Origin of the sequence: Gabonibacter massiliensis (genome assembly GCA_001487125.1) — a bacterium.
Taxonomy (GTDB): Bacteria; Bacteroidota; Bacteroidia; order Bacteroidales; family Marinifilaceae; genus Gabonibacter; species Gabonibacter massiliensis.
Window position 1 is genome coordinate 430,938 of the sequence record LN913012.1, and the last position, 25,059, is coordinate 455,996.

At 39.2% G+C, this 25,059-nt stretch carries 13 protein-coding genes and 2 pseudogenes; 10 read left to right on the forward strand and 5 right to left on the reverse strand.

The features are described from left to right. Position 1: 1 nt before the first annotated feature. The 10 genes and pseudogenes from BN3283_RS04140 to BN3283_RS04185 form a co-directional block, all read left to right on the forward strand. On the forward strand, positions 2–1,747 hold the full coding sequence (locus BN3283_RS04140) for a RagB/SusD family nutrient uptake outer membrane protein (protein WP_059025732.1): 1,746 nt from the start codon (positions 2–4) through the stop codon (positions 1,745–1,747). 6 nt (positions 1,748–1,753) lie between these two features. Beyond that, positions 1,754–2,392, forward strand: a complete 639-nt coding sequence (locus tag BN3283_RS04145) for a hypothetical protein (RefSeq protein ID WP_059025733.1) — start codon at positions 1,754–1,756, stop codon at positions 2,390–2,392. Between the two features lie 24 nt (positions 2,393–2,416). Beyond that, positions 2,417–2,845 (forward strand): hypothetical protein, encoded by a 429-nt coding sequence (locus tag BN3283_RS04150; protein ID WP_059025734.1) that lies wholly within the window; start codon positions 2,417–2,419, stop codon positions 2,843–2,845. 74 nt (positions 2,846–2,919) lie between these two features. Next, positions 2,920–4,191: a thioredoxin family protein gene (locus BN3283_RS04155; RefSeq protein ID WP_059025735.1), complete on the forward strand. Its 1,272-nt coding sequence runs from the start codon at positions 2,920–2,922 to the stop codon at positions 4,189–4,191. Positions 4,192–4,492: 301 nt separating this feature from the next. After that, the gene (locus BN3283_RS04160; RefSeq protein WP_147625535.1) at positions 4,493–5,719 is read left to right on the forward strand and encodes a glycerophosphodiester phosphodiesterase family protein; all 1,227 of its coding nucleotides are present in this window, start codon (positions 4,493–4,495) and stop codon (positions 5,717–5,719) included. 226 nt (positions 5,720–5,945) lie between these two features. Continuing rightward, entirely contained in the window at positions 5,946–9,344 is a 3,399-nt protein-coding gene (locus BN3283_RS04165; RefSeq protein ID WP_147625536.1) for a carbohydrate-binding protein, read from the forward strand. A 505-nt stretch (positions 9,345–9,849) separates the two neighbouring features. Then, a complete protein-coding gene (locus BN3283_RS04170; RefSeq protein WP_059025738.1) occupies positions 9,850–13,269 on the forward strand; it encodes a golvesin C-terminal-like domain-containing protein in 3,420 nt (1,139 codons plus the stop codon). Positions 13,270–13,316: 47 nt separating this feature from the next. Continuing rightward, positions 13,317–16,766, forward strand: a complete 3,450-nt coding sequence (locus BN3283_RS04175; protein WP_059025739.1) for a golvesin C-terminal-like domain-containing protein — start codon at positions 13,317–13,319, stop codon at positions 16,764–16,766. Between the two features lie 168 nt (positions 16,767–16,934). Further along, positions 16,935–18,323, forward strand: coding sequence for a tRNA uridine-5-carboxymethylaminomethyl(34) synthesis GTPase MnmE (mnmE, locus tag BN3283_RS04180; protein WP_059025740.1), 1,389 nt, complete (start codon positions 16,935–16,937; stop codon positions 18,321–18,323). A gap of 270 nt (positions 18,324–18,593) precedes the next feature. Then, a pseudogene (locus tag BN3283_RS04185) lies at positions 18,594–18,818 on the forward strand (helix-turn-helix domain-containing protein); the annotation flags it as partial. Between the two features lie 5 nt (positions 18,819–18,823). On the opposite strand, the pseudogene BN3283_RS04190 reads toward BN3283_RS04185, so the two are convergent. The 5 genes and pseudogenes from BN3283_RS04190 to pglZ all read right to left on the reverse strand — a co-directional run. Then, positions 18,824–19,306, reverse strand: a pseudogene (locus BN3283_RS04190) (virulence RhuM family protein); the annotation flags it as partial. A gap of 65 nt (positions 19,307–19,371) precedes the next feature. Further along, a complete protein-coding gene (locus BN3283_RS04195) occupies positions 19,372–20,646 on the reverse strand; it encodes a DNA sulfur modification protein DndB (RefSeq protein ID WP_059025742.1) in 1,275 nt (424 codons plus the stop codon). Between the two features lie 3 nt (positions 20,647–20,649). Next, entirely contained in the window at positions 20,650–21,180 is a 531-nt protein-coding gene (locus BN3283_RS04200; protein ID WP_059025743.1) for a hypothetical protein, read from the reverse strand. 20 nt (positions 21,181–21,200) lie between these two features. Next, positions 21,201–22,634 carry a BREX system Lon protease-like protein BrxL gene (gene brxL, locus BN3283_RS04205; RefSeq protein WP_059025744.1) on the reverse strand — a complete coding sequence of 478 codons (1,434 nt, stop codon included), beginning with the start codon at positions 22,632–22,634 and terminating at the stop codon, positions 21,201–21,203. 2 nt (positions 22,635–22,636) lie between these two features. Further along, positions 22,637–25,057, reverse strand: coding sequence for a BREX-4 system phosphatase PglZ (gene pglZ / locus BN3283_RS04210; RefSeq protein ID WP_059025745.1), 2,421 nt, complete (start codon positions 25,055–25,057; stop codon positions 22,637–22,639). Positions 25,058–25,059 lie beyond the last annotated feature (2 nt).

Genomic DNA, 25,059 nt, shown 5'->3' on the forward strand with positions numbered 1-25,059 from the left:
CATGATGAAAAAATACATAGGGATCGGATTGATCGTGCTCTCTTGCTGTTGGGGGTGCACGGGGATGTTAGACGTGAGACCGGAAAATTCCGTCACCTTCAACAATTATTTTGATTCGGAACAGGATGCTGAATTTTTGTTAAATGCCCTGATGGATCAGGTAAGAACCTGTTTGCTAGGTGGTCCCGGATTTCATGCGGTTGCGGGAGCTATTATGGATACTACCAGTTTCCCGGATTATTACAATGCTTTGAATTTGCGTCCGGATACTTATAAAAATTCTGTATGGACTCCTTTTTACTACGCGATTGATAAGGCGGATTTAATACTGAATAACGCACATCGTTTCCCGTTTTCTCAAGATAAATTAAAACCTTATTTGTTACAATGCTATTTTGCGAAAGCACTCTGTTATTTTTTTCTGGCACGGGATTGGGGTGAGGTGCCTATTATCATGGGAGAAAAATATACTCCGTTGGCTAAAAGTTCTGTTGCGGAGGTACTGAAGGAAGCCGAAGAGTTAGCGTTGAAAGCCATGGATTTACCGATTTTTGAAGAGTTGAAGGATTATGCCGGAAATTCCCGTACTTTGAAACAATATGGATCGAAAGGAGCTGTCGCCGCTTTATTGGCTCATATTTGTGCCTGGCGGGCAGGAGTTTTAAACGAACCTGAATATTGGGAAAAAGCGGAAGAGTATTGTTCCATGATCATTGACGGAAAGGTTGGTTTTTATGACTTGGAGTCGAATCCCGAACTCGTGGCGGAGAGAACGATGTATCGCAACAGCAAAGAGAGTATTTTTGAGATATTCCGTTCCGTACAGGAAGGAATCAACCGTGCTCCTTATTTCGGTACGCAGTATGTCGGTTGGCCGGTTCGTTTGGATCGGGAGACTGAACCGAATTGGGTTTTTTATGCGGAAATTTTTAAAACGACCGTGAACGATATGTATGATTGGGAAGATTTACGCCGTGATAGTTGGTTTTGGGCATTGGATGCGGATACGATTTATTTGAAACGTGTTGACGGCAAAATCGAAGCACATTATTCCGGGGAAGGAGACGTGAACGAAAAACCTTTCTTTAAAATTAACTTGGCTTCGTTAGGAGGGAAATACCGGGTGCTTGCCCGGGCTTCGGATACGATTGGAGGTTCGCAAGATTCAACGGATTGGCCGGATTGGCCCCAGGATTCGATACCGAACGATACCTCTTCCACGGATACCTTGCCGTCCGATATCATTCGATTATATGACAACAGAATGATCGAAAAGGCATTCGTAAACAAATTTCGTACTCCCTATTACAAACAGAATGATTATGAGGCCGAACCAATATTCAGCGGGTTAGATATGAATAAGGTAATCTGGAGATTGGCTGATATCATATTGTTAAGGGCTGAATGTAGGGCTCGGCAGGGAAAATCCGGTGCGGTCGAGGATTTGAACCGGATACGAGAACGGGCATACGGAAATCGAAATCACGACTATTCGCTTGCGGAAGGAGATTTGCAATATGCTGTTTTCAAAGAGCGGGAAAAAGAGCTGATTTTTGAGGATCATCGCTATTATGATGCGGTGCGAAACGGTTGGGATTACGTTCGGCGGGAGTTATCAGGAACGTATAGAAGGTTGACGGATGAAGAGTTGAAAGACGGCGCACTTTATTATCCCGTGTTTGGCGGAGCTTTCGTGAACAATAATTTGATGCGACAGAATACGTACTGGAATAAATTGATACAGTAATAAATTATGAAAAAGATATATCGTTTGTTAGGATTAATAAGTGTTGTTATATTGATGGCCTCCTGCCTGAAGGATAATTATATCGACACGGGATTGAGTAACGGGCGTTTTAACGGAAGCCTGTTGGAGTATATGGAAGCGAATGCTTATGATTGGGATTCCACAGTACTTTTAGTTCGTCGTGCAGGACCTCGTGTGGTTCGTATTTTCGAGGGAAAAGACCCTGAGTTTCCGGAGATTACTTTTTTAGGTCCGACCAATCACTCCGTTCGCCGGTATTTAATACAAAATGGGTATGAGCAGATATCCGATTTGGATCCGCAATGGTGTGAAGACGTGTTATTAAAGCATTTGCTTAAGGGAAAGATCTATTTGGACGATATTCCGGCGGGACGTCCCACGGAGCGGGGAGAACCTATAGGAGTTGGAACCGGAGGAGAGGATTACACAACGCTAAGCGGCCAGACCGTGTGGTTGTTTACGATCCGTGGTACGTATGGCGGTTTGCCGGAAAAAGGAGCGAAGCAGATACAGGGATTCACGATTTACAGTTGGAAACGTATTTTTATAGCCTCCAGCAATATAGAACCGGATCATTGCGTGGTGCACTCTCTTTATTACGGTTTTACTTTAGGAGATATGTAATTTTAATTTAAATGGAAAAGAGATATGAAGATGAAGTTAATCATAGGGAGTGCCTTGTTGCTCCTGGCATGCAGTTGTCACCAGAAAACAATCGGCTACCTTCTAACGGAAGATGCCGGATATCTTCCGGATACCATGGTGATCCGCAAAACATTGGACCCGAAATTGGATTCTATTCGTATTGAAAGTCGGGCTCCTTGGGTTAGTTTGGCTATGCAGGGGTACGAGGGTACCGAGTTGATCGTTTTTTCGATCGAGAACATCACTTCGACAACTGGAGAGGAAGCTATCCGTTATTTTAAAGAAAATTTGTCGATCCGGGGAGCCGGTACGATGCTATTTCCTATCGATAATGATGCTGTTCCGGGGCGTTACGTGATTTCCATACGGTTGACCAATCCCGGTTATACTCAGGTGGTAAATAATGCTTTTACCTTTGTCGTCGAGCCTTAATGTTTTGAATACTAATCGTATGATGCTGTCTGTAAAATCGACGGACAGCATCATATACGCTAAAAAACAAAAGAATGAAATGGATAAGATGTTATTTGACAGCGGTAGTTGTTTTTCTGGCCGTATCAACCTTCGGGCAAGGTATTGAATTTATAGATGGAGGATTGGATGCTGCTTTAATAAAGGCCCAAAAAGAAAATAAGGCCATTTTTGTCGATTTTATGGCAACCTGGTGTGGCCCGTGTAAGCAGTTGTCTGTCGAGGTGTTCCCGGATAAGAAATTGGGTGATTATTTCAATACCCGTTTCGTTTCCTGTAAAGTAGATGTAGATAAAGAGGAAGAGTTGGCTAAAAAATACAAGATCACGGGGATGCCGACTATGGTTTTTCTGGATAAAGAAGGTAACGAGTTAAAACGGGTGATGGGATTGATACCGGCAACTCGTTTGTTGCATGATGCAAAGGTGACCCTGGGAGAAGCTCCTGTTTTTGAAGCCTTGTGGGAACAGTATAAAAAGAACAAAAGCGATCTGACCGTTCAACAATCCATTTTGTTGGAAGCTCCGGATTTTGTAAGGGGGAAGCAAGGAAAAGAGGCCGAATTATGGAAAAGTCGGGTGGAAAAGTTGTTTTATTCCTATGTAAAAGTTAAAGATCCTGTTGATTTGATTAATACCGAAGATTTCAGGATTATGACCGCCTACAATCAAAAGATCGAAAAAAATAATACCGTTTTCAAGCTTATCGTAAAACATATGGAGGAGTTTAAGGCTGTAATCCCCTTGGAGATATTGGCTAACTATATCGTGACTTACGAAAGTTCTTTAATCAATGAACTGGCCATGAAAGGAGATTTGGGGTATAAAGAGGAGATTGATCGGGTAAACGGAGATCTGAAATCGGTTTTTGATCTGGTAAAAACTCGTAAGATTCCGGTATATGACGTATTGACGAGCGAGGCCGATGCCCTCTACCAGATTTATGCTAAAAAAGACCCGGATGCTTACGTGAAAATTAAAGATGCTTTTTTGGAACGTATGGGGGAGGATGCCGGTCCGAACGAATACTACGGAACGGTGATGAATCTGATGGGGCCTACGCGAGGGAGAATTACCAAAAATGCAGCCGGACAATGTATCCAATGGTTACAAAAATTGTTAGGTTATAAACTTGCGCCGGATAACCAGGGACAGGTGATTACCACTATGGGGGATTGTTACCTTATACTGAAAGATAAAGAAAAGGCGAAAGAGTGTTACAAGCAAGCCTATCTTTTAGCCATTCAATTGAAGAGCCCTCAGATGCAAGCGTTTATAAAGAATAAATTGGCAGCGATTGACGATTAAAGAATGAAGAGATGTTGTGATTAAAGGATTTAGTGATAAGAGATTAGATTATATATCTGATTGATTTTTAATTATTTGTAAATAAAAGAGTTATGGTGTGTTTTTGTTGGTTAGTGTCTTCTCTTTACGAGAAGGCACTTTCTTATTAGCACTTGGGGACGGGGTAAAAGTGCTATTTTGATGTTTCGATTATACAATAATGATTGTAAGTTCTGAATCATAAATTATACGATGATTGAACTTGACGTGAGTGAGATTCGTAAAAATAAAATATCTTTGTTCGGAACAAATTCGGATAAAGATGAATTTATTTCTAATGTTATCGGTTATGCTTGTTTTATTTACTCCCGTTGTTTCCTGTTCTTCCGCATCGAAAGGTTTTACTTCCTTATCAGAAGAACAGAAAGAGGTATTGGCATATCTGCCCCGTGATATTGTTATTTCACATCGTGGTACGACCTATTGGGCCCCGGAAGAGACGGAGGCAGCCATGCGTTGGGCCCGGAATACGGGAGGTGACTATTTGGAGTGTGATATACAACGGACAAAAGACGGGTATTTGTTAGCCTTGCACGATGAAGATTTGCAACGGACAACGGATGTAGCCGAAAAATTCCCGGAGCGGAAAGATGCTCCGGTGTCTGAATTTACCTTAGAGGAGTTATTGACGCTGGATGCGGGGAGCTGGTTTAATAAGGCCTGTCCGGAACGGGCAAGAAAAGGTTTTTCCGGATTGGATATCTTAACCTTGGAAGATGTAATCCGTATTGCGGAGGGGAATCGAATTTTGCGGGATTCGACCGGGAAGCGTCTTTACCGGAAAGAAAATGGAAAAATTATCATGCAGTACGAGAAAGATCCGGCAGATAACGGGAATCGTCCCGGAATCTATCCGGAGACCAAAGAACCTCGCTTGTTTCCCGGAATAGAACGGGATTTGCGAAATGAATTGGAGCGGTTGGGATGGTATGCCGTCGATAGGGATTCATTAAAATCCGTTCCGACAACGGAAGGGAAGGTCGGGATCGCCAATACCCCGGCACGGGTGATTTTACAGACTTTTTCTCGGGAATCCTTGAGAAAACTGCGGGAGGCTTTTCCCCGCTTGATTCCGACCTGCCAACTGTTATGGTTAGGTGAAAATGATATGAAAAATGATGCCCCCGAAACGTATGCGAAGTGGGTCGATTACGCGATCGAGCAGGGAGCCGTGATCATGGGGCCCAGCATCGGGGGAGAGCCGAACAGGTATGATGATTTGTTGAAGCCGTGGATGGCGGCTCTTGTTTTTAACTCGGGGATGCAAATACATGCTTACTCTTTTGACACGGAAGAACAGATGAAGAAGTATTTGGGGAGCACTTATGTTTTGGAAGGAGTAGGCAAAAGAAATTTAGTGGATGGACTTTTCACCAATTTAACAGATGAAACGATTCTTTTTTATAGAGAACATATAAATTTTGAGAACCGACAGAAAAATAAGCCGTTAGAGTCTTCCGAAGAAATCCTTGAGCGTTTAGGATACTGACCTTACTCAATCCCTCGGGAGATAGTGGGTTATTATATACGCTAACATTCAAGGTTTACGTGATGGAGAATGTCCGTGATTGAATTGTAATAATTGAAAATGGATTAATAAATATTAGTCATTTTAAAATGAGATCACGTGTGGATAATAATATTAACTTTATTCTGGTGTGATATTTGTGATTTAAACGTTATTTTTGACAAATTCACAAATATAGTGCATGAATATGAACTTTTTTAACATCAAAAGAGTCGCTCATTATGAAGCAAAAATAGTAAGGCGTAATTGGTTGTTCAGGACATTTGCCTTGTTTTCTTTAGTCGGGATTCTAATTCTTCAGATACTGGTACAAAGTAATATAATGCAATGGACTTCATGGAATACGATCGCATTATCTTCCTATGTTCCTTATTTCAATGTTTATTTATTCGGTATCGTTCAGGCTGTACTTGTTGTTTTTTTTACTGTTATTCAGTGGGATAAGGATCGGAATAGGGTAGAGACCACGTGTGTCCGTTCATTGAGTAATGCGGAATATGTGATCGGTAAAGCTTGTGGGATGATTCAGGTCTTTATGGCTTTATCTTTGTTATCCCTTTTATCGGGAGCTATTATAAACATTTTTTTTACAAATGCTCCTTTTAACGGATGGATGTATTTGTTTTACTGGATCGTGTTTTTGTTCCCTTCCTTGGTGTTTATTATTGGTCTTACTTTTTTATGTACAGGTCTGGTTTCAGATAAACCGTTACTTGTTTTAGAGTTATTGTTATATATCTTTGTTACTTTATATTATTCGGACGACTACTACCAAGGGCTTTTCAATTTTTTAGGAGGAGGGGAGCCTGTCACGTTATCGGATATTTCGGGTTATTCGGATTTAGGTGGTGTTATGTTACAACGTCTGAGTTGGTTGTTTTTGGGTATGGGGTTTATCGGTTATTCCGGCGTTTGTTTTAAGTGCATTCCGATTCGAACGGGCCGTGTTGCTGGCCTCGGTGTGTCGACATTTATGGTTGTGCTGGGGCTTATTTGCGGTTTTTCGTTATGCATGCGGCAATATCGAAATGTCACTCTCCGGGATGACTACAGGGCGACTTACGAGAAATACCGTTCGAATCGTAAATTGACACAGTGTAATCAAGTTCTTACTTATCGACAGGAGAAGGACCAGTTGACGGTAAAGACACGACTACGTTTAAAAAATGAATACAAAGAAACGGTGAATCCGGTGCTTCTATACTTGAATCCCGGTTTGCGGGTTAACCGGATATGCATAAATGGTGAGAGAGTTGATTTCTACAGGGATAATCAAGTGATCGTGCTTAATGAGGCGGTGGAAGGAAAAGGTTTATTGGATTTGGAAGTAGAATATTCCGGAAGAATAGATGAATCTATTTGTTATCTTCAGCTATGTGACAATCACGTGGCGAATACATGGAATGTCGGCTCTGAGCTTTTCCGTTCTGGTAAGAGATATGCGATATTAGAAAAAGAGTATACTTTACTCACTCCGGAGTGTATTTGGTATCCGGTTTCAGTTCCCCCGGTAAATCCGTCCGATGTTTATGCAGTAGAAAAAAACTTCACGAAATACGGTTTGAAGGTAGTCGGGGAGACCGATCGCACGGTTTTGTCGCAAGGAGAACGGATCGAGTCGAACGACACATTAATTTTTAGGAATGAGCATCGGTTGTCCGGAATATCTTTGTGTATCGGCGATTACAAGTGTTATCAAATGCAGGTGGACTCTGTTTTCTATGAATTATTTGTCGTGGAGGGACATGATGATTTTATGGAACATTTTAATCGGATAAAGGATTCTATGACCGGTATTATACGTGAGTTTAGAGATAAAATTGAAAAGAAAAATAATAGAAAGTATCCTTATGAACGTTTCATGGTTGTGGAGACTCCAGTTGCTTTTGCTGCTTATTTCCAAAGCGAGAGGGGAGGTGGTGGGAAGGTACAACCCGAGATGGTCTTTTTACCAGAAAGGGGGGTCGGTTTCAAAAACATGGATTTGGCGAGAAATAAGCAGACATACCGGAAAATAACGAATGAGGAAAAGATGGAAAATGTAGAGAGGAGTATATTAACACAATTATTAAATCATATATTTATATCAGAATACGGTAGTTTTATGGAGAAAAACCCGTTGATGAGACTTTTCGTACCCTATTCTTACAGTAGTTATACGTTAAGTGGCAGTCCGTTTACTCTTACTCCGTTGTTTTATAATCATGTGAATCAATTGTATTCACGGGAATACCCGATCTTAGATGCCGTATTAAATAATTTGTTGAACGGGGCGGATACGGTGCAATTTAGTTGGATGGATAATTTCGAAGTCGGTAGTCGTTCACATCAATTGGCCGTGAATTATCTTAAAAGTCATAGTTTAAAGGAAGCTTTAAGAGATCCGGGAGTCACATCCGATGTTTTATATCAACTTATAAAATTAAAATCTGTTGCTTTGAGAGAAAGTTATTTGGGGCTGACAGTCTCTTATTTTGATTTTAATGCGTTTATAAGACAATATTGGGAGGATCATAAATTTCAAAAAATTGATTTTACCTCGTTTGACAAGGAATTTACGGAACGATTCGGGATAAGCTGGTGTAGAGTACTACCGGAATGGTACACGGTAAAGCAGATACCCTCTTTCGTGATCCAAGATGCATGCGTGGAAGAGATTGCAGAAAAGGGAGATGGGAGTTCGGTGGATCGGCGTTACCGAATCCACGTGAATGTCTATAACGAAAGTGAAGTGGAGGGGGTGGTTGTATTGACTTACGCTAAATTGCCGGAAATAGGGAGTAACAGTAAAATAATGTCGTTGTATACGAAAAACGTTTTAATAGAAGCTAAAAAGGCGAAAGAAATAGTTATCGTAACGGAAGGCAAGCCTACATCGGTTTTTTTGAACACGATTCTTTCTGGGAATATACCGGCGTTAATCCCTATCGAATATTCAGGGAAGGTGACATATGAAGCGAACCCAGGGGTACGAGATATTGATGTCTCCCGTTTTTTCCCACAGGAGGGAGAATGGATTGTCGATAACGAATCGGGAGGGTTCAGCATATGGCAGGCAGCGACGGGAGATCGTACGCCTGGATGGTTGAAACCTGTTTCTTTTGCGGATACTTATGACACGTATAATGTTATGATGGCGTCGGGGGTGTGGTCGCTAGTGACACATTATGGTTTCTACGGGAGACGGGTAAGGAGCGGTTGGATAAAAAATTGCGGGGGTGGGGCATCTAAAGCAAAATGGTCGGTGAAAATAGAGAAATCCGGATATTATGAGGTTTTAGTCCATATACCAAAATACGTTAATTTGCAACGAGTGAAGAGATTGCCGGGAGGTTTTTTTGTTCCCTCGTCAATTTCGGATAGAGAGTTGAAACAAAATTACATTGTACGGCATGATGGACAGGAAACGGAAGTTTCGGCGGCGATCGTATCGTTGGAGGACTGGGTTTCTTTGGGACGTTTTTATTTCTCATCGGGAGAAGCCTCTGTCGTGCTGACGGATCAAGGTAGTGTCGATGACCAGATTATATACGCGGATGCCGTGAAGTGGGTTTTTAACGGAGAAAATGAGGTTCCCGAGAGGTAAAATATTTTAACGCAATTTTGAATGTTATTTGGATTGAAACCAGTATTATCTATATTGGTAGGATGTTGACATTGTAATTGCGTAAAATATGGAGAGGATCGAATATATGAAAAGGTTGGGGTATGATTATGTACTCGATTTCGGATACATTTTATGAGTATGATAATTTGTTAAATCGCAAATACAAGTCTTATTTTTGGCTCAGGGATATAGAGGCATGGTGAACCTTGCGTTACGAAAGTGCAGATAAGAAAATAACTGGAAGATGACGATATTTTAAAAAGAGTTGGTGAACGAAATGTGGTAGATGTTATTTCTGTAAATTTAACAAATGAAATAATTCTTTTTTTATTATAACTATATTTTTTTTGATAATAAATTGAATAACATAATATTATGATATTTTGTGGTATTCGTCGGTAATTTTCGATATTAACTTTTCTTTATCAATGTATTAATAATTAAAACCTTATTTTTGGTGAAATCCTAAAAATAATGCACGATTATGAACCTTCTAAACATTAACACGGTTGCCCGTTACGAGGCAAAAATATTGAAACGTTCCTGGTTGTTCAGAATATTGGCTGTACTTTCTCTTGTAGGTGTCATTGCTTTTCAAATCATGGTGCAAGGAGAGATAAATTTTTGGACTTCGTGGAATCTGATAGCTATGTCTTCTTATATTCCATACATGAACCTATATCTGTTTGGTATGGCAATGGCCGTGACGGTGGTATTTTTAGGTGGAGAGCTTTTGAACAGGGACCGTAAATTGGACACTATGGAAATTATATACGCCCGGTCTATGAGTAATGCCGATTATGTCGTCGGCAAGAGTTGGGGAATTGTTCGTTTATTTATGGGCTTAGCCTTGATATCCATGTTGTTGGGAGGAGTTGTCAACCTTTTTCTCAGTGATGCCCCTTTTAACGGATTTATTTATCTTTTTTACTGGATTGTTTTTTTATTTCCTTCGTTAGTGTTTATCATGGGATTGACCTTTTTTGTTTCGAGTGTTGTTCGTAATAAGGCATTGACGATATTGTTTTTATTGGGGTACGTGTTTTTGACGATCTTTTACCTGAATGAAAGAGAGCGAGGGCTTTATGACTTTTTAGGTTCGACGATACCCAATACTTTTTCGGATCTGACAGGCTATCCGAATCTTGGATCGGTTTTGTTGCAGCGTTTGGTTTGGTTATCACTCGGGATGGGACTAATAGGCTATTCGGTTACTTTATTACGACGAATTCCGAATCGTCCGGGGCGCAGATTGATACAACACGGTCTTTCGACTTTGTTCGTATTCGTGAGTGTCGCATGCGGTTTTATGTTGTATTTTTCTAATTATCAGGAGAGAGAGAGACGTTCTGCCTATCGGTCGAGTTACGATCGGTATCAAGCAGGTGATAAATTGACACTTGATAGGGAAACGATAACCTATCGCCAGGAAGGGGACGGAATAGAGGTACGAGCTTTCTTGAAACTCGTAAATCTACATGACAGGGAGGTTCATTCGGTCGTACTGTATTTAAATCCCGGTTTGGAGGTAAAACGTTTGACAAAGGGAAGTCAGGAGTTATCTTATTTAAGGGATAATCAGGTAATTGAAATAAAGGAGAGGGTTGCTCCCGGTGATTCTCTTTTACTTGCTTTGGAATACGCGGGACAAATCGACGGTTCGATATGTTATTTGGATGTGGATGATAAATATATCTTCGATACCCGTACGACGGGTTCTTCTATATTTCGTTCAGGAAAGAAATACGCTCTCGTGGGAAAAGATTACACCTTATTGACTCCGGAATGTCTTTGGTATCCGGTATCTGTTCCTCCGGTAAACCTGAAAAACGGGTACGATATTCAGAAAAATTTTGCGGACTATCGCTTGAACGTGGTGGGAATGGGAGATAAGACGGTATTGTCCCAAGGTGTGCGGGAAACTTCGGGTGATACATTGATTTTCCAGGATGAATATCGTTTGCCCGGAATATCCCTGTGTATAGGTTCTTATAAAAAGTATGCGGTGACGGCGGATTCGGTTTCTTTTGAGCTTTATATAGCTGAGGGACACGATGATTTTATGTCCAGTTTTAACGAAATACAAGATTCGATGGCGTCTGTTTTGTCGGATTTGAAATATAAAACGGAAGAGAAAATGAGTCGTAAATATCCCTATCATCGTTTTATCGTAATAGAAAGTCCCTCTTCTTTCGCTTCGTATTATCGGAATGAACGGGGAGGGAGTGAGCGAATACAACCGGAAATGGCTTTTTTGCCGGAGCGGGGTGTCGGATTCTGGGGGATGAATTTTAAGAAAACATTGGAAGGGTATGCCTGGATGCAAAAAGTGAATAAGACGATGGGGTCGATGTTAGATGGCGAACGTCAGGCGTTCAAACAATTTGTCCAAAGTACATTTATGAGCGAATACGGTAGTTCAATGGAAGGGAATCCCCTTAAAAGACGTTTTATGCTAAGAAAGATGAGTTTTGACTACGAGTTGAATAGAAATCAATATGATATTTCTCCATTGTTCTCCAATTATGTAACTTATATCTATTCTTCAGAATATCCGATTATGAATATCATATTGAACGGTCAGTTGATACGGGGAAAATCACAGGGGACGGCTTATTCAACATATAGTACTTCCTATAAGAAAGCGATGCATTATCTGAAGAATCATAGTATAAAAGATGCTCTGGGGAATCCCGAACTTACTTCCGATGTTTTATATCAGATTGTTAACTTAAAAGCTTTTATTTTACAGCTACAATATTTTGGGTTGACGATAGATCAGAAAGAATTCAATGATTTTATCAAGCAATATTTTGATGAGCATAAATACAAACAGGTCGAGTTTGTCCGTTTTAACGAAGATTTTATTAAACGTTTCGGGATTGACTGGCTGAAAGTATTACCGGAATGGTATATGGTCAATCGGGTTCCTTCATATATAATCAGAGAGTGTTTTATTGAAACGGTTGAAGGGGATATGAAAGAACCGGACTATAGCAAGAGGCGTTATCGTATTCGAGCGAGTATATATAATAATAGTGATGTGGATGGAGTAGTTTCGCTCAATTATTCCTTAATGCCCAAAATGGAGGCCGGAACGGCTATGATGAAGTATACCAGTGAAGATATGAATAACCGGAGCCAAAACGTTTTGATAGAGGCCGGGAAGGCTAAAGAGATTATTATTCTGTGCAAAGCCCAATTGGCTCAAGTTTCATTGAATATGAATATTTCCGGGAATCTTCCTTCTGTTATTTCTCTTTCTCCTTATGGTTCTGGTAGAGAAACACGGGAAACCTCCTCGGGCATTAAAGATATAGATCTTTCCCGTTTTTTCCCGAAAGAGGGGGAATTAATCGTCGATAACGAGTCGAGCGGCTTTCGTCTTTTAAACGTACCTTCCGGTAATCAATTGCGCAGATGGTTTAAAACGAGCGATACAACGAAATACAAAGATTTTTATAAAGTGACTTTCGCTGAAGAGTGGACCCTTAGCGTTCATGACGGTTTTTACGGGGGACATATACGAAGTGGTTGGAGGAAAGAAGGGGGGAACGGTAGTTCCAGAGTGGAGTGGTCTACGCGGATAGAAAAGGCCGGATACTATGAAGTTTTTGCCTATATTCCCAGTCAGTTGTCTTTGGTCCAAATCAAAGCATCGCATAGTGTTGTTTTCGGGATTCAGAAACAAACGCCGATAAAGCAGTTGTATCTTGTTCGTCATGACGGAAGCGAGTCGGAGGTGGAGTTGGAAATTCCTTTTGCTCAACGGGAGTGGTTATCATTAGGACGTTTTTACTTTTCTCCCGGAGAGGCGTCGGTTATTCTGACGGATAAGAAGTGTACTGCGGATCAGGTGATATATGCTGATGCGGTGAAATGGGTTTATGAAGGAGAAAAATAGATATCGAATTTTACTTTGGGATAAACATCTAAACTATACATACAAATATGAATATTCGTAATATAAATACAGTAGCCCGTTATGAGGCAAAGATACTGAGACGCTCCTGGTTGTTCAGGATGCTGGCCATTCTTTCTTTGGTAGGGATCACCTTTTTTCAGCTGTTGGTACAGGGGAATATGGTACGATGGACATCATGGAATCAAATCGCATTGTCTTCTTATGTTCCTTATATGAATGTCTATCTTTTCGGTATCGCGTTGTCGATAACAGTTATCTTTTTGGCGGGAGAGCTTTTGAATAAAACCCGTAAAGTGGACACGATGGAGATTCTCCATGCTCGTCCGATGAGTAATGCGGATTATGTGATAGGGAAAGTTTGGGGAAGTGTTAGAATATTCATGGGATTAGCAATTGTCTCTCTGCTTTTGGGAGTCATGGTAAACCTCTTTTTCAGTGATGCTCCTTTTAATGCTTTCTTGTATCCTTTATATTGGGTATTGTTTCTGTTCCCTTCCTTGGTGTTTATTTTAGGATTTACTTTCTTAACGGTAAGCATCTTGCGTAATAAAGCATTGACGATTCTGTTTATGCTTGGGTTTGTTTTTCTGACGTTGTTTTATTTAAGCAATATTCATCGGGGATTTTATGATTTTTTAGGTACGACCATTCCGAATGCCTATTCCGATATAGCGGGGTATCCGGAGTCGGGGTTTGTAGTTTGGCAACGTTTGACGTGGTTATTCTTGGGAATGGGCTTTATCGGTTATTCGATAGCTTTTTTACAGCGCATCCCCAATCGTCCGGGACTCAGAATAAAGCAGCGGTTGATTGCGACAATACTGGTTTTGCTCGGTGTATGTTGTTGGTTTGTCCTGTTTTCTTCTACACGGAGATCCATGCATGACCGGGAAGAGTACCGGATGAGTTATAACCGGTACGAAGCACGCCCCAAGCTGACTCGAAAGTCTCAGGCTTTGGTTTATAAACAAAAAGGGGATCGGATAGAGGTGACAACGGAGATTCAATTGGTAAACCCTCATGATCGGGAGGTGCGTACTGTCGTGTTGTACCTGAATCCCGGATTGAAGGTGGATAAGATATTAAAAGAGGGAAAAGAGGTCTCTTTTTCCAGGGATCATCAGGTGTTAATCTTGGACGACAAATTAGAAAGTGGGGATAGCGTGAGGTATGTTTTGGATTACGGAGGACGGATAGACGAGTCGATTTGCTATGTCGACCAGCCGGATGAACTGGTATTCGACAGCAGAACCATAGGCTCCTCTCTTTTTCGCTCCGGGAAAAGGTATGCTATGGTCGGACCGGATTACACGCTTCTGACACCGGAATGTTTGTGGTATCCGGTTAGTATTCCTCCCTTGAACCTGACGAATATGTATGACATTCAGAAAGATTTCACCTCTTATGTTTTGAAGGTTGTCGGTTTGGGAGAGAAAACGATATTGTCTCAGGGAGATCCGGAACCATCCGGAGATACGCTTGTTTTTCGAAACGAAAACCCTTTGCCGGGATTATCTTTGTGTATCGGTTCGTATAAGAGATACTCGGTAACAGCGGATTCGGTCTCTTTTGAACTTTACGTGGCGGAAGGACATGATGATTTTATGGCTTATATAAGTCATGTGCAGGACTCAATGAAATCGATATTATCCGATATGAAAGTCAAGATAGAAGATGCAAAGGGCCGTAGGTATCCTTATCGTCGTTTCATGGCCATAGAAGCCCCGGCTTCTTTTGCCTCTTATTATCGGGATGAAAGAGGAGAGAGCGAACAAGTTCAACCGGAAATGGTTTTTTTGCCCGAACGTGGCGTGGGATTTTTCAGTATGAATTTTAAAGGGTCCAGCAGATCTTATGCTAATAATGTACGGTTGATGAAAGGGACGGAATTGGATTGGGGCGCCATGGAACGCTTGTGGGTTGAACAATTTATTCGAAATACGTTTATGGGTGAATACGGATGGTTCGGAGAAGGAAATCCTTTGATGAGGCGTCTTCCCCGGAAAGGTGGCATAAAAGGTTATAGGTTAAACGGTAATCTGTTTGATATTTCTCCCATGTTTTTTAGTTATTCGGGTTATTTATACTCCTCCGATTATCCGGTGATGAATTTGATATTGAATGGTTTGATGAAGCCGGAAGAGGGACAGCAGCAATTTACCCCGTTATATAGCAGTTCGTACTGGAGAGCCGTTCGTTATCTTGAGAATCATAGCGTGAAAGAGGCCCTTGAAGATCCGGAGATCCCATCGGATGTGTTGCGTCAGGTGTTAAGTATGAAAGCGACGGTTTTGCAAAAACAATATTTGGGTATGATCGTGCCTTCTGCAGATTTGATAAGGTTTATCAACGGGTATATGGAGCAACATAAATACCGGCAAGTGGATTTTTCCGATTTTAACCGGGAATTTGTAAAGCGTTTTAAGATGGATTGGTTTGAAATATTACCCGAATGGTATACGGTGGATCGAATACCCGCTTTCTTGATCCGGGATTGCCTTATTGAAGAGATCGAAACAAAAGATAAAGATCGCAGTTACAGGAGTTATCGTATTCAGGCAAGTGTATATAACGATAGTGATGTGGACGGAGTGGTTACCCTTAACTATGTTGTTATGCCCTCGCGGTTGAAAAACGTGGGAGGAGTAGTTATAATGAATTCCGGTCAAACGAATGACAATAGTAAGAGTAAAAATGTATTGGTAAAATCCAAGGAGGCTAAAGAAATTGTTGTTATATGTGAAGGCAATATCATGTCGGCTACATTGAATACCAATATTTCCAGAAATGTTCCCGCTATAATAACCATTCCTCGGAATTATCGGCAAAAAACGAAAGCGTCCTCGGAAGGAGAAAAAAGGATAGATACTGCCCGTTTTATGCCCGAAGCAGGGGAGTTGATAGTGGATAATGATTCGAAAGGATTCCGGATATCGGATTCTTCTTCCGATAGTTCAATACGTAAATGGTTTAAAAACGCCGATACATCCGAAGTCAGATACAATAATTTTATGGCTACCAATAAGTGGACGCTCGTCACTCATTCGGATCTATACGGGGGATACGTGCGTAGCGGTTGGATGAAGAAGAGCGGGGAGGGGAACAGTAAGGCCGAGTGGTCCGTGCAAATAGATAAAGCGGGATACTATGAAGTTTTTGCCTATATTCCTGACAATATGCAGTTAACTCAATATCAATACAAAGGAAGTGGTGCCTCTATTATATCTGCTTCGATGGTTACAAGAACGGGAAAGGCAGAATCTATAAAGCAATACTATACCGTTAGTCACGAGGGTAAAGAGTCCGAAGTGGAAATAGAGATACCTTTCTCCGGGAGAGGATGGTTGTCTTTGGGGCGGTTCCATTTCTCCTCCGGCGAATCCTCTGTTGTGCTTAGTGATAAGGGAAGTTCGGACAATCAGGTAGTGTATGCCGATGCGATAAAATGGGTTTGGGATGAGGGAAAAGAGGATTAAATGTCCGCATGAGTGAGATGATGATTTTGTGATTTTGTTGCAATGATTTAGTCTCGGTAATTTTGTAATTACGGACTCCATATATGTTTTTTTGATTGGAAACCGGAAACTGTACTTTCGCTATTTCTCTTCCGGTGAAAAAACGTATCTTTGCGGAAAAGAGAGATTATGACTGATAAGAGTGTAATATGTGCCGTTGCAACGGCACCGGGAAGCGGTGCTATTGCGGTTATACGGTTGTCGGGAGAAGGGTCTATCGCTTTATGTGACCGAATTTTTCTATCGCCTTCCGCTAAGAAATTGACAGACGTACAGCCTAACACCGTACATTTCGGGCGTGTTATGGAAGGGACAGAGTTGGTGGATGAAGTTTTACTCTCTGTTTTTCACGCACCTCACTCGTTTACCGGTGAAGATTCGGTGGAGATATCCTGTCATGGTTCCGTGTATATTCAACAGCGAATATTGCAGTTGCTTGTTTCCCGTGGAGCTCGTTTGGCTCGTCCCGGCGAGTTCACGCAACGGGCTTTTTTGAACGGAAAAATGGATTTGTCGCAGGCGGAAGCGGTGGCCGATCTGATCGCTTCCTCTTCTGCTGCAGCTCATAAAATGGCGTTGAATCAGATGCGGGGCGGGTTTTCAAAGGAGTTGATAAAATTGCGTGCGGAATTGCTTCACATCACCTCTCTTTTGGAGTTAGAGCTTGATTTTTCGGAGGAAGACGTGGAGTTTGCCAATCGGGTGGAACTTCGTGCTATTGCCCTAAAAATAGAAAATATGATTGCCGAGTTGTGCAACTCCTTTTCACTCGGGAATGTCATTAAAAACGGTATTCCGGTGGCTATTGTAGGGAATACCAATGTCGGGAAGAGTACGCTTTTGAATGCTTTGCTGAAAGAAGACCGGGCCATCGTTTCTGATATAGAAGGGACGACTCGCGATGTAATAGAAGATACCATAAGTTTAAACGGTATGCTATTCCGTTTTATCGATACGGCCGGTATACGTCATACTTCCGACACGGTCGAAAATCTCGGTATCGAACGTACCTTTGCTAAAATTGCCCAGGCGAAAGTCGTATTGCTTTTGCAGGATGTAAACCGGAGCAGCGACCAGTTTATTCTTTACTACCGGCAGGTGAAAGAACGTCTCTCTCCCGATGCTAAATTATTGATTCTGTTAAATAAAATGGATCGGACGGAGGTCCTGGATGCCGTTAAGGAGGAGATAGAGACTCAGATTTCCGGCGAACCGATCCTTCCCGTTTCTGCTAAGAAAGGTTATAATATGGATACCCTTATCCGTTGGTTGACCTCCTCCGTCAACACGGAAGCTTTTAGCAATGTCATTGTCAGTAATGTCCGGCATTACGAAGCCCTTACACACGCTCTCGAAGCTATTCGCCGAGTTGTCACCGCTCTCGATACCACCTTAAGCGGCGAATTCATTTCCCAGGATATCCGGGAATGCCTCCACTACCTCGGCGAAATCACCGGTGAAATCACCACCGACGAAGTTTTGGGCAATATCTTTAAGAATTTTTGCATCGGTAAATGATAGCTTGTAAACAGACGTAACCAATTATAACTATTTAGAATAAAGTCGCTGATATTCAGTAACTTTTCTATTTTAACACTTTCCAATCCGTATTTGGAAGTAACGGTTTTTATCCATATTTTTCCTACATATTTCTACCGCGACGGAAATTCACGGTTAGCCCGAATGTCACAGTGACGCATTAGTTGACGTGTGTTGACAATGGTTTACATGTGTTGACAAAAAGGGAAATTAAAATTCATGGAAAATGGCAGAAAATAGACCGAAAATATGGAAGTAAAAAGGATTTGTCAATGGTGCGGAAAACCGTTCATCGCACAGAAAACAACGACCTGCTATTGTAGCCCTCAATGCTCGAAGCGAGGTTACAAATATCGTATCAAGGAGCGCAAAATGGAATTGCGCCATATTCAGGAAATGCAGGAGTTGCGCTCCAGTCTGGAGAAGCAGGAGTATTTCACCTTCTCGCAAGCTGCCCGATTGATGGGAGTAAGCTGCTAATCCGTAATCTTTTGCCAAATCCGACGTTCACTGGCACGGATGGAACGTATCCGTTCAAGCAACTCCTGAAAATAATCCTGCCCAAATACAGTCTCTCCCTGCTTCAAACGGTCATCATTAAGAACAAATTCTTATTTAATGTATTCATTCAGGATTTTCGTAGCCCATTGACGGAAGCGAGTAGCTTGTAGTGAATTTACACGATAACCAACCGAAATAACAGCATCAAGGTTATAAAATTGGGTGTTATATATCTTGCCATCCTCAGCAGTATGTGCGAATTTTACACATACTGAATCCTGCAGCAACTCAGACGACTCAAATATATTTTTGAGATGCTTGGAAACAACTGTCCTATCCACGCCAAAAAGTTGAGCCATCGCCTTTTGGGTACACCAAAAGGTTTCATCCCTGATGATTACCTGCACCTTGCCTTCCTTTTCTGGAAGATTGTATAATATGAATTGAATTTCTTGCGACATCTTATTAACATTAAACGTGGAATAGTGGCTTGTAATTTCTCTATATTTTACTCGTCTATTGGCAACTATAGTATTGAATGCATCTTGTCTAGTTTCTGTTTCGCAATGTCGTCATCACAATCATTAGCTTCTGCATAATTTTTCACTAAAGTCTCTACTTCCTTTTGTGTTAAAAGATTCTTTTTAACTAAAAAGATAAGCATATGGAAAATATTTGTTTTATATTTCATGACCATAGTTTGCGTCCTGACATCCCATAAAATATTTGTCCATGGCTCTTTAGATATACAAAATTCAATTTCAGAAAATTTCTTTATAGTTTCATTCAGTTCAATTCGTAATCTTGTTTTAGTTTCAAATATAGCTTTTATTAACTTCGGTAATGCAACCGGTCTAAAATATAATAACCCTCCAATTTCTTTATTGCGATAATCTGATGCAGCTTTTTCATTGTTGCAATTATCAACGTAGTGTTTTACGCCTGGGAATGTTTCAATAAACATATTCCAAAAGCTCAATAGATAATCATAAAAATTATCTATTTCCTGTTGATTAGGGCGAAATTTAAGAAATTCTGCAATTTTCTTAGTATTATAGATTTTCCTTTGATTATCGTAATTAGATTTATAGTAAGTATAAATAATCTTATTCGTTTCGTATAAAGTAATCAATGACGTAAATGACTTATCGTCATTATCAGCGAGTGCTTTAGAACTTTTCTTGTCAATTTTTACATTCTCGTTCATAAAGAGTGGACAATTTTCTAATAGTTCTCTTGTAGAAATAGCAACTATATCATCCTCATCGAGTGCGATAATATCTCCAGGACTTACAGGTTTTGCATATCTATTTAATGTTGAAAATATTCTTCTCGTTTTTTCTTTCCCTTCTCGTGTATTGTGATGTCCAATAAAGATAACAGTAATAGTTTCATCCTCAAGTTTAGGATTTGCTTTTAGTGCACTTTTTATTCCTTCAACTCGATGTTGTCCATCAACAGGAAATATACGTTCGTCACCATTTAAATGAAGAAATCCCATAGAATAGTATCTGATGTTGTTATATTCAAATTCTAGCTCATTCCAAGTAGGATCTCCATCATATACTGCAAGAACCAAAGCATTAAAGAAGTGCTCTTTTTGAGTTAAAATATATTCAGTAATACTTTTATGATTATCAGTTAAAGCACGTTGTAATTGTTCTCGTAAAGATTTTGATGTATGTAGCTCTTCGTCAGCAGGTTTAACCCTTTCTGCAATTTGCTTAAAAGTAAAGGTTGCAGTATAATATATTAATTTACCAAGTGTTCCGCGAATAGCCGGTATGTCAATTGCACTCATATGTTAAAAGGCCTTTCTAGGTTTTTTAATTTTATATTCAGTTAAATCAGTATTGAATGGAGGTAGAATTGCATGAATGAGAGCGCTTTCGCTTTGCTTTATAAATTCGTTGTCTTGCGACTTGTAATAACGAATATACAAATGTTCTTTCCAATACTTAAACAATCTAACAATTCTTGTTCTACCATTTGCTTTTTTACTTTCTGGCAAATATGATTTTACTCGTGATTGCAAACTTTCTGATTCTGTACATTGGGCTCGTCCAATATATGCTAAATATCGTTCACAGAAAGGTAAACTAATTCCCTGTATAAAGAATACATATATTCCTCCATAATTTTTGGGCAAATTTTTAACTTCATCTGAAACCTCGTTCCTATCATTTAGATATTTTATGTATCCCGACCAGCTATCTTGAGAGTGAAGCTTAGAAGTACTATGGGCGTTTTCTAACCAAAGATTAGGATGGAGATAATAGCGACAATCATATTTCTTTATCTCATCATTCTTTTCAACAAATGCACTTATATTCATATAATCCCAATTTTAAGCTATCAATTTTTAACCCAAAACTCCGGCATTGTTGTCTTGAACTCTGCATCAATATAATGACATTGTTCCTTTATAATACTGCGCCTACGAATAGCCGGCTGCAAACAATACATATCAAAATCATCCTTATTGATTTCTGATACACTAACCCAATGTGGGAATAATAGTTTCATATAGGCTACAGCAATACGCTTCACCGCATTATAATCACGCGTGTCTGCATTTTTATCATATCCAACTAGCTCCTCAAACAATAATCCATATATGTTTTGTGTGCGCAGTGAATGAAGAATCTCTGAAAAATATTCAACATTAATAGTCCAACCCTTATAGATAATACCCTTATTAATACGAGGTAAGTACCAACCTTCAATAAAACAATGAAAACGATCTAACAGAGCTGATTCACGAAATGATTGAGGTAATGAATCAAAATACCTATAATTTAAAGGTCTTCTTTGGTCACTTAAAGGAATATTTCCCATAAGCATCAAGCCACATTCCGAACTAAATTCATTGTTGTCAATTGTGGTTTTTCCAGACTCAAGATATGATTTTAATGCAGCCTGAATTTCCGCAGGTTCTTGAAATATAATTGTTTGTATTTCGTCAAATGCAGCAAAATCATGATTCTTAATTATTCCATTTTGCTGTTTTGCTTTATCATAAAATAGCTTTGCTCTAGTAACTTTTCCCCCACTAACTAACCAACCATACTTGGACAAATTACCAAAGACAAAAGATTTACCTGTCCCTTTTGGTGCAAGTTCAATAACATTTAGTCTAGGTTCAATAAATATAAGTAATCGCGTTAAGAACTCTAGTTTTTCAGTCATAGTACTAAAACCATCAGCCTCATATTCCATTGCTGATAGCAAGATATCAATCCACTCCTGAGTGGAAAACGTCTTTCTGGCATTTCTCAGATAATCTAAATCGACTGAACGATATGGTTTAAAAGGTTTATAATCTACCATTTCCACATGGTTTTTCTTACCGTCTTCATCTGGTAGAACAGACAGCTTTATGATTCCCCATTTTTCACCATCCACAAGTTCTCCTATATGGTTTTTATATACATATTCCGGAATTTGTCCCTCATTAACTTTAATACCTAAATCTGGAATTCCAAACCGACGAATCCCTTTAACCAAATCAATGTATATAATAAATCTTGTTAATAGAGTTAACTCCTCACCGGCAGATAATCTATCTTTAACATCAGTTTGCTTTTGTGGGATAACCATGTCAAGAAAGTTTGTAAGTCCATCTTTATTAACTACTCCATCATTGTTAATGTATCGTTTAAGGATAAAATCTTTTACGAACGAAGGCAAATTTCTTCCAGCAAACAAACTATTAGTTGATGCAGGATCTTTATATATTGCCATAGAGGCAAATTGCTCTCTTATTTTTTGACTGGTTATTTCATTCATAATTAAAACCCTCCAAATAAATCATCTTCATCAACACCTGTCTTTATAATCAAAGAATCGGATTGAGAATAATCGTTTATTTTTAATTCTACTTTAGTTGATGTCTCAACAAGATTTAAGCGTTCGCTCTCGTATATATTATTATCAATTTTGAATAGAGAATAATTTACTCCATTGTATACAATATAAGGTATATCAACTGTAGAAAGACCTTTAATTTTATATTTTATCTTCGGTAATGAAGCCGATATTTCATTGTCTACTAATGCAGCGGAATATGTGCTTGCATTTTTCTTATTTGAAACAATAATGATAGGTACAAGAACCTCCTCTGGCGTACATCCTCCATGTGCACCAATTCCATTAGGGGTCTTTGTGGTTAATGAATCATAAGTCAATGAACATATAGTCTTATTATCTTCTAATAGCAGGTAAGAGGAGTCTTTTACTATATTACCATTTTGCCATACAGCACATCTGCCAGAATGATTGGCATTAATACCTGCAATGTTTAACCCCTTGCCGAATTGAGCTAAATAACTGATTCCATGATCTGATACAAATGCGATCTTTTTGCCATTATATTGTGCCAAAACGGATGATATTGCCTTATCTATAATCTCAAACTCATTAATTAGATATTCGGGATATGATTTATGAGAATGAGCATATGTATCCAAGTCCCCAATCTTCTTTAATTCATTAGGAAAAGATATTTCATCTAATTTTTCCTTATTAATATTAGTTGTAGATGGTAAATCTGCCACACCAATATGAACCTCATTTAAATACACTCCATCTACTTGATGTTGGTTAATTGAATTAACTATATAAGGAATCCAATCTATACCTAAACCGTCAATCCAATAATATACATCAATGTCTTCTCTATTATGCAATATTGTCTTAACCGTTTTAAAATTGTTATACCATAACTCGAATGATACATTAGAATCATTCTTTTTACAAATTAAATCGGTAACAGAAGCCGTTAATTCGTTTGCAATTTTAGATTTGCGGTATTCATCAAAATACAGATTAATCCACATATTTTCAGTATCCACATTGAAGTTTGACTGTGTAGTATATGAATATAACTCTGAATATAAAGGCTGTATTTGTACCCTTGATATTCCACCTTTTCCTAACCATTCAACCATCAATTTACGCTCGGAAACAGTTAGAGGTGTCATATATTTCAATGCAATATGATAGCCACATTCTGGATCTACGGCAATTGCCTTTAATTTAGCACAGACCTTATGTTCGCTCTGTTCGGTTATCCTAACACCGAACTTGATGGCTTCCATAAGAATCATTTTGCGTTCATAAAGAAAAACTTCATTAAAGGGTTCATCATATATATATGTCGCTAACAAAGAAAACAAATCTGTTGTACTTTGAGAACCACATAATTTAAGAGTCCTATTTAGATATGTCTCATTACTATATTTAAAGAGATAGTAGTTCTTTAATAGCCATCGAGAAAATTCAGCTGGATATTCAAACCATGTATGAATAAAATCTATTTCATTATTAAGAGCAAATGAGTTGAATTTCTTATGAATATATGTTTCAAAAGTAAAAGTTGATATATCAATATTAGATGACAGTTGCTCCCAATATATGGTATCCTCAACACTATATTGTAAATCCCCAAAGTCTAAACCTAATCCACAGATAAGAAATTCAAAAACATTATTACATATTACATAATCAAATGCATTATCAGGATGTGCGTTGTTCGCATTATCAAATATTGTTTTAGAAGTACAAATAATTTTATTCTTTACATTGTTCCCCACTTTCCACAATGCAATCCATTCTCTCATATTACAACATATTGTAAACTCTTCATTTAATGACTCTACGCCATAAGTGTTACCTCGTGTTAATATGAGTTTATATTTGGGCGTATCTTTCCCAGAATGGTATTCCCAAATATGAATATTAGGATCATCTTTGAATTTATTCATTTTGCTTTGCATTCCAATAATCGGAATGTATACTCTTTGATGATCTAACTGCGCTTCTTCTGGTGAAGAGATTAATCTAATAGTCTTGACTAATGAATTGAATTCTTTAAATTTCTCATTGTCATAAAAACGTGTAATTTCTGAAAATGGGGCTATAACAAAGTCATTAGAAGGCAAATGCTCAATGTACTCCTTAAATCTATCGGCTAATTGTGAATATGTCATTAATTCATCATCATTATCTTCGTCCATCCATTTATCCATACCTTGAACAAAAACACAATGATTGCTGCATTCTTGTACAAATGCATTAAAGTCATGGAAGTTTTCAAATAAAATAAAGCGTAGAGGATATCGGTTACGAAGAGAACACTCCGCACCTGTCCAATTTTTATCTATCTCAATTTCTTGATATAGTTCTTCTACAGAATCAATGACCTTGTACATAA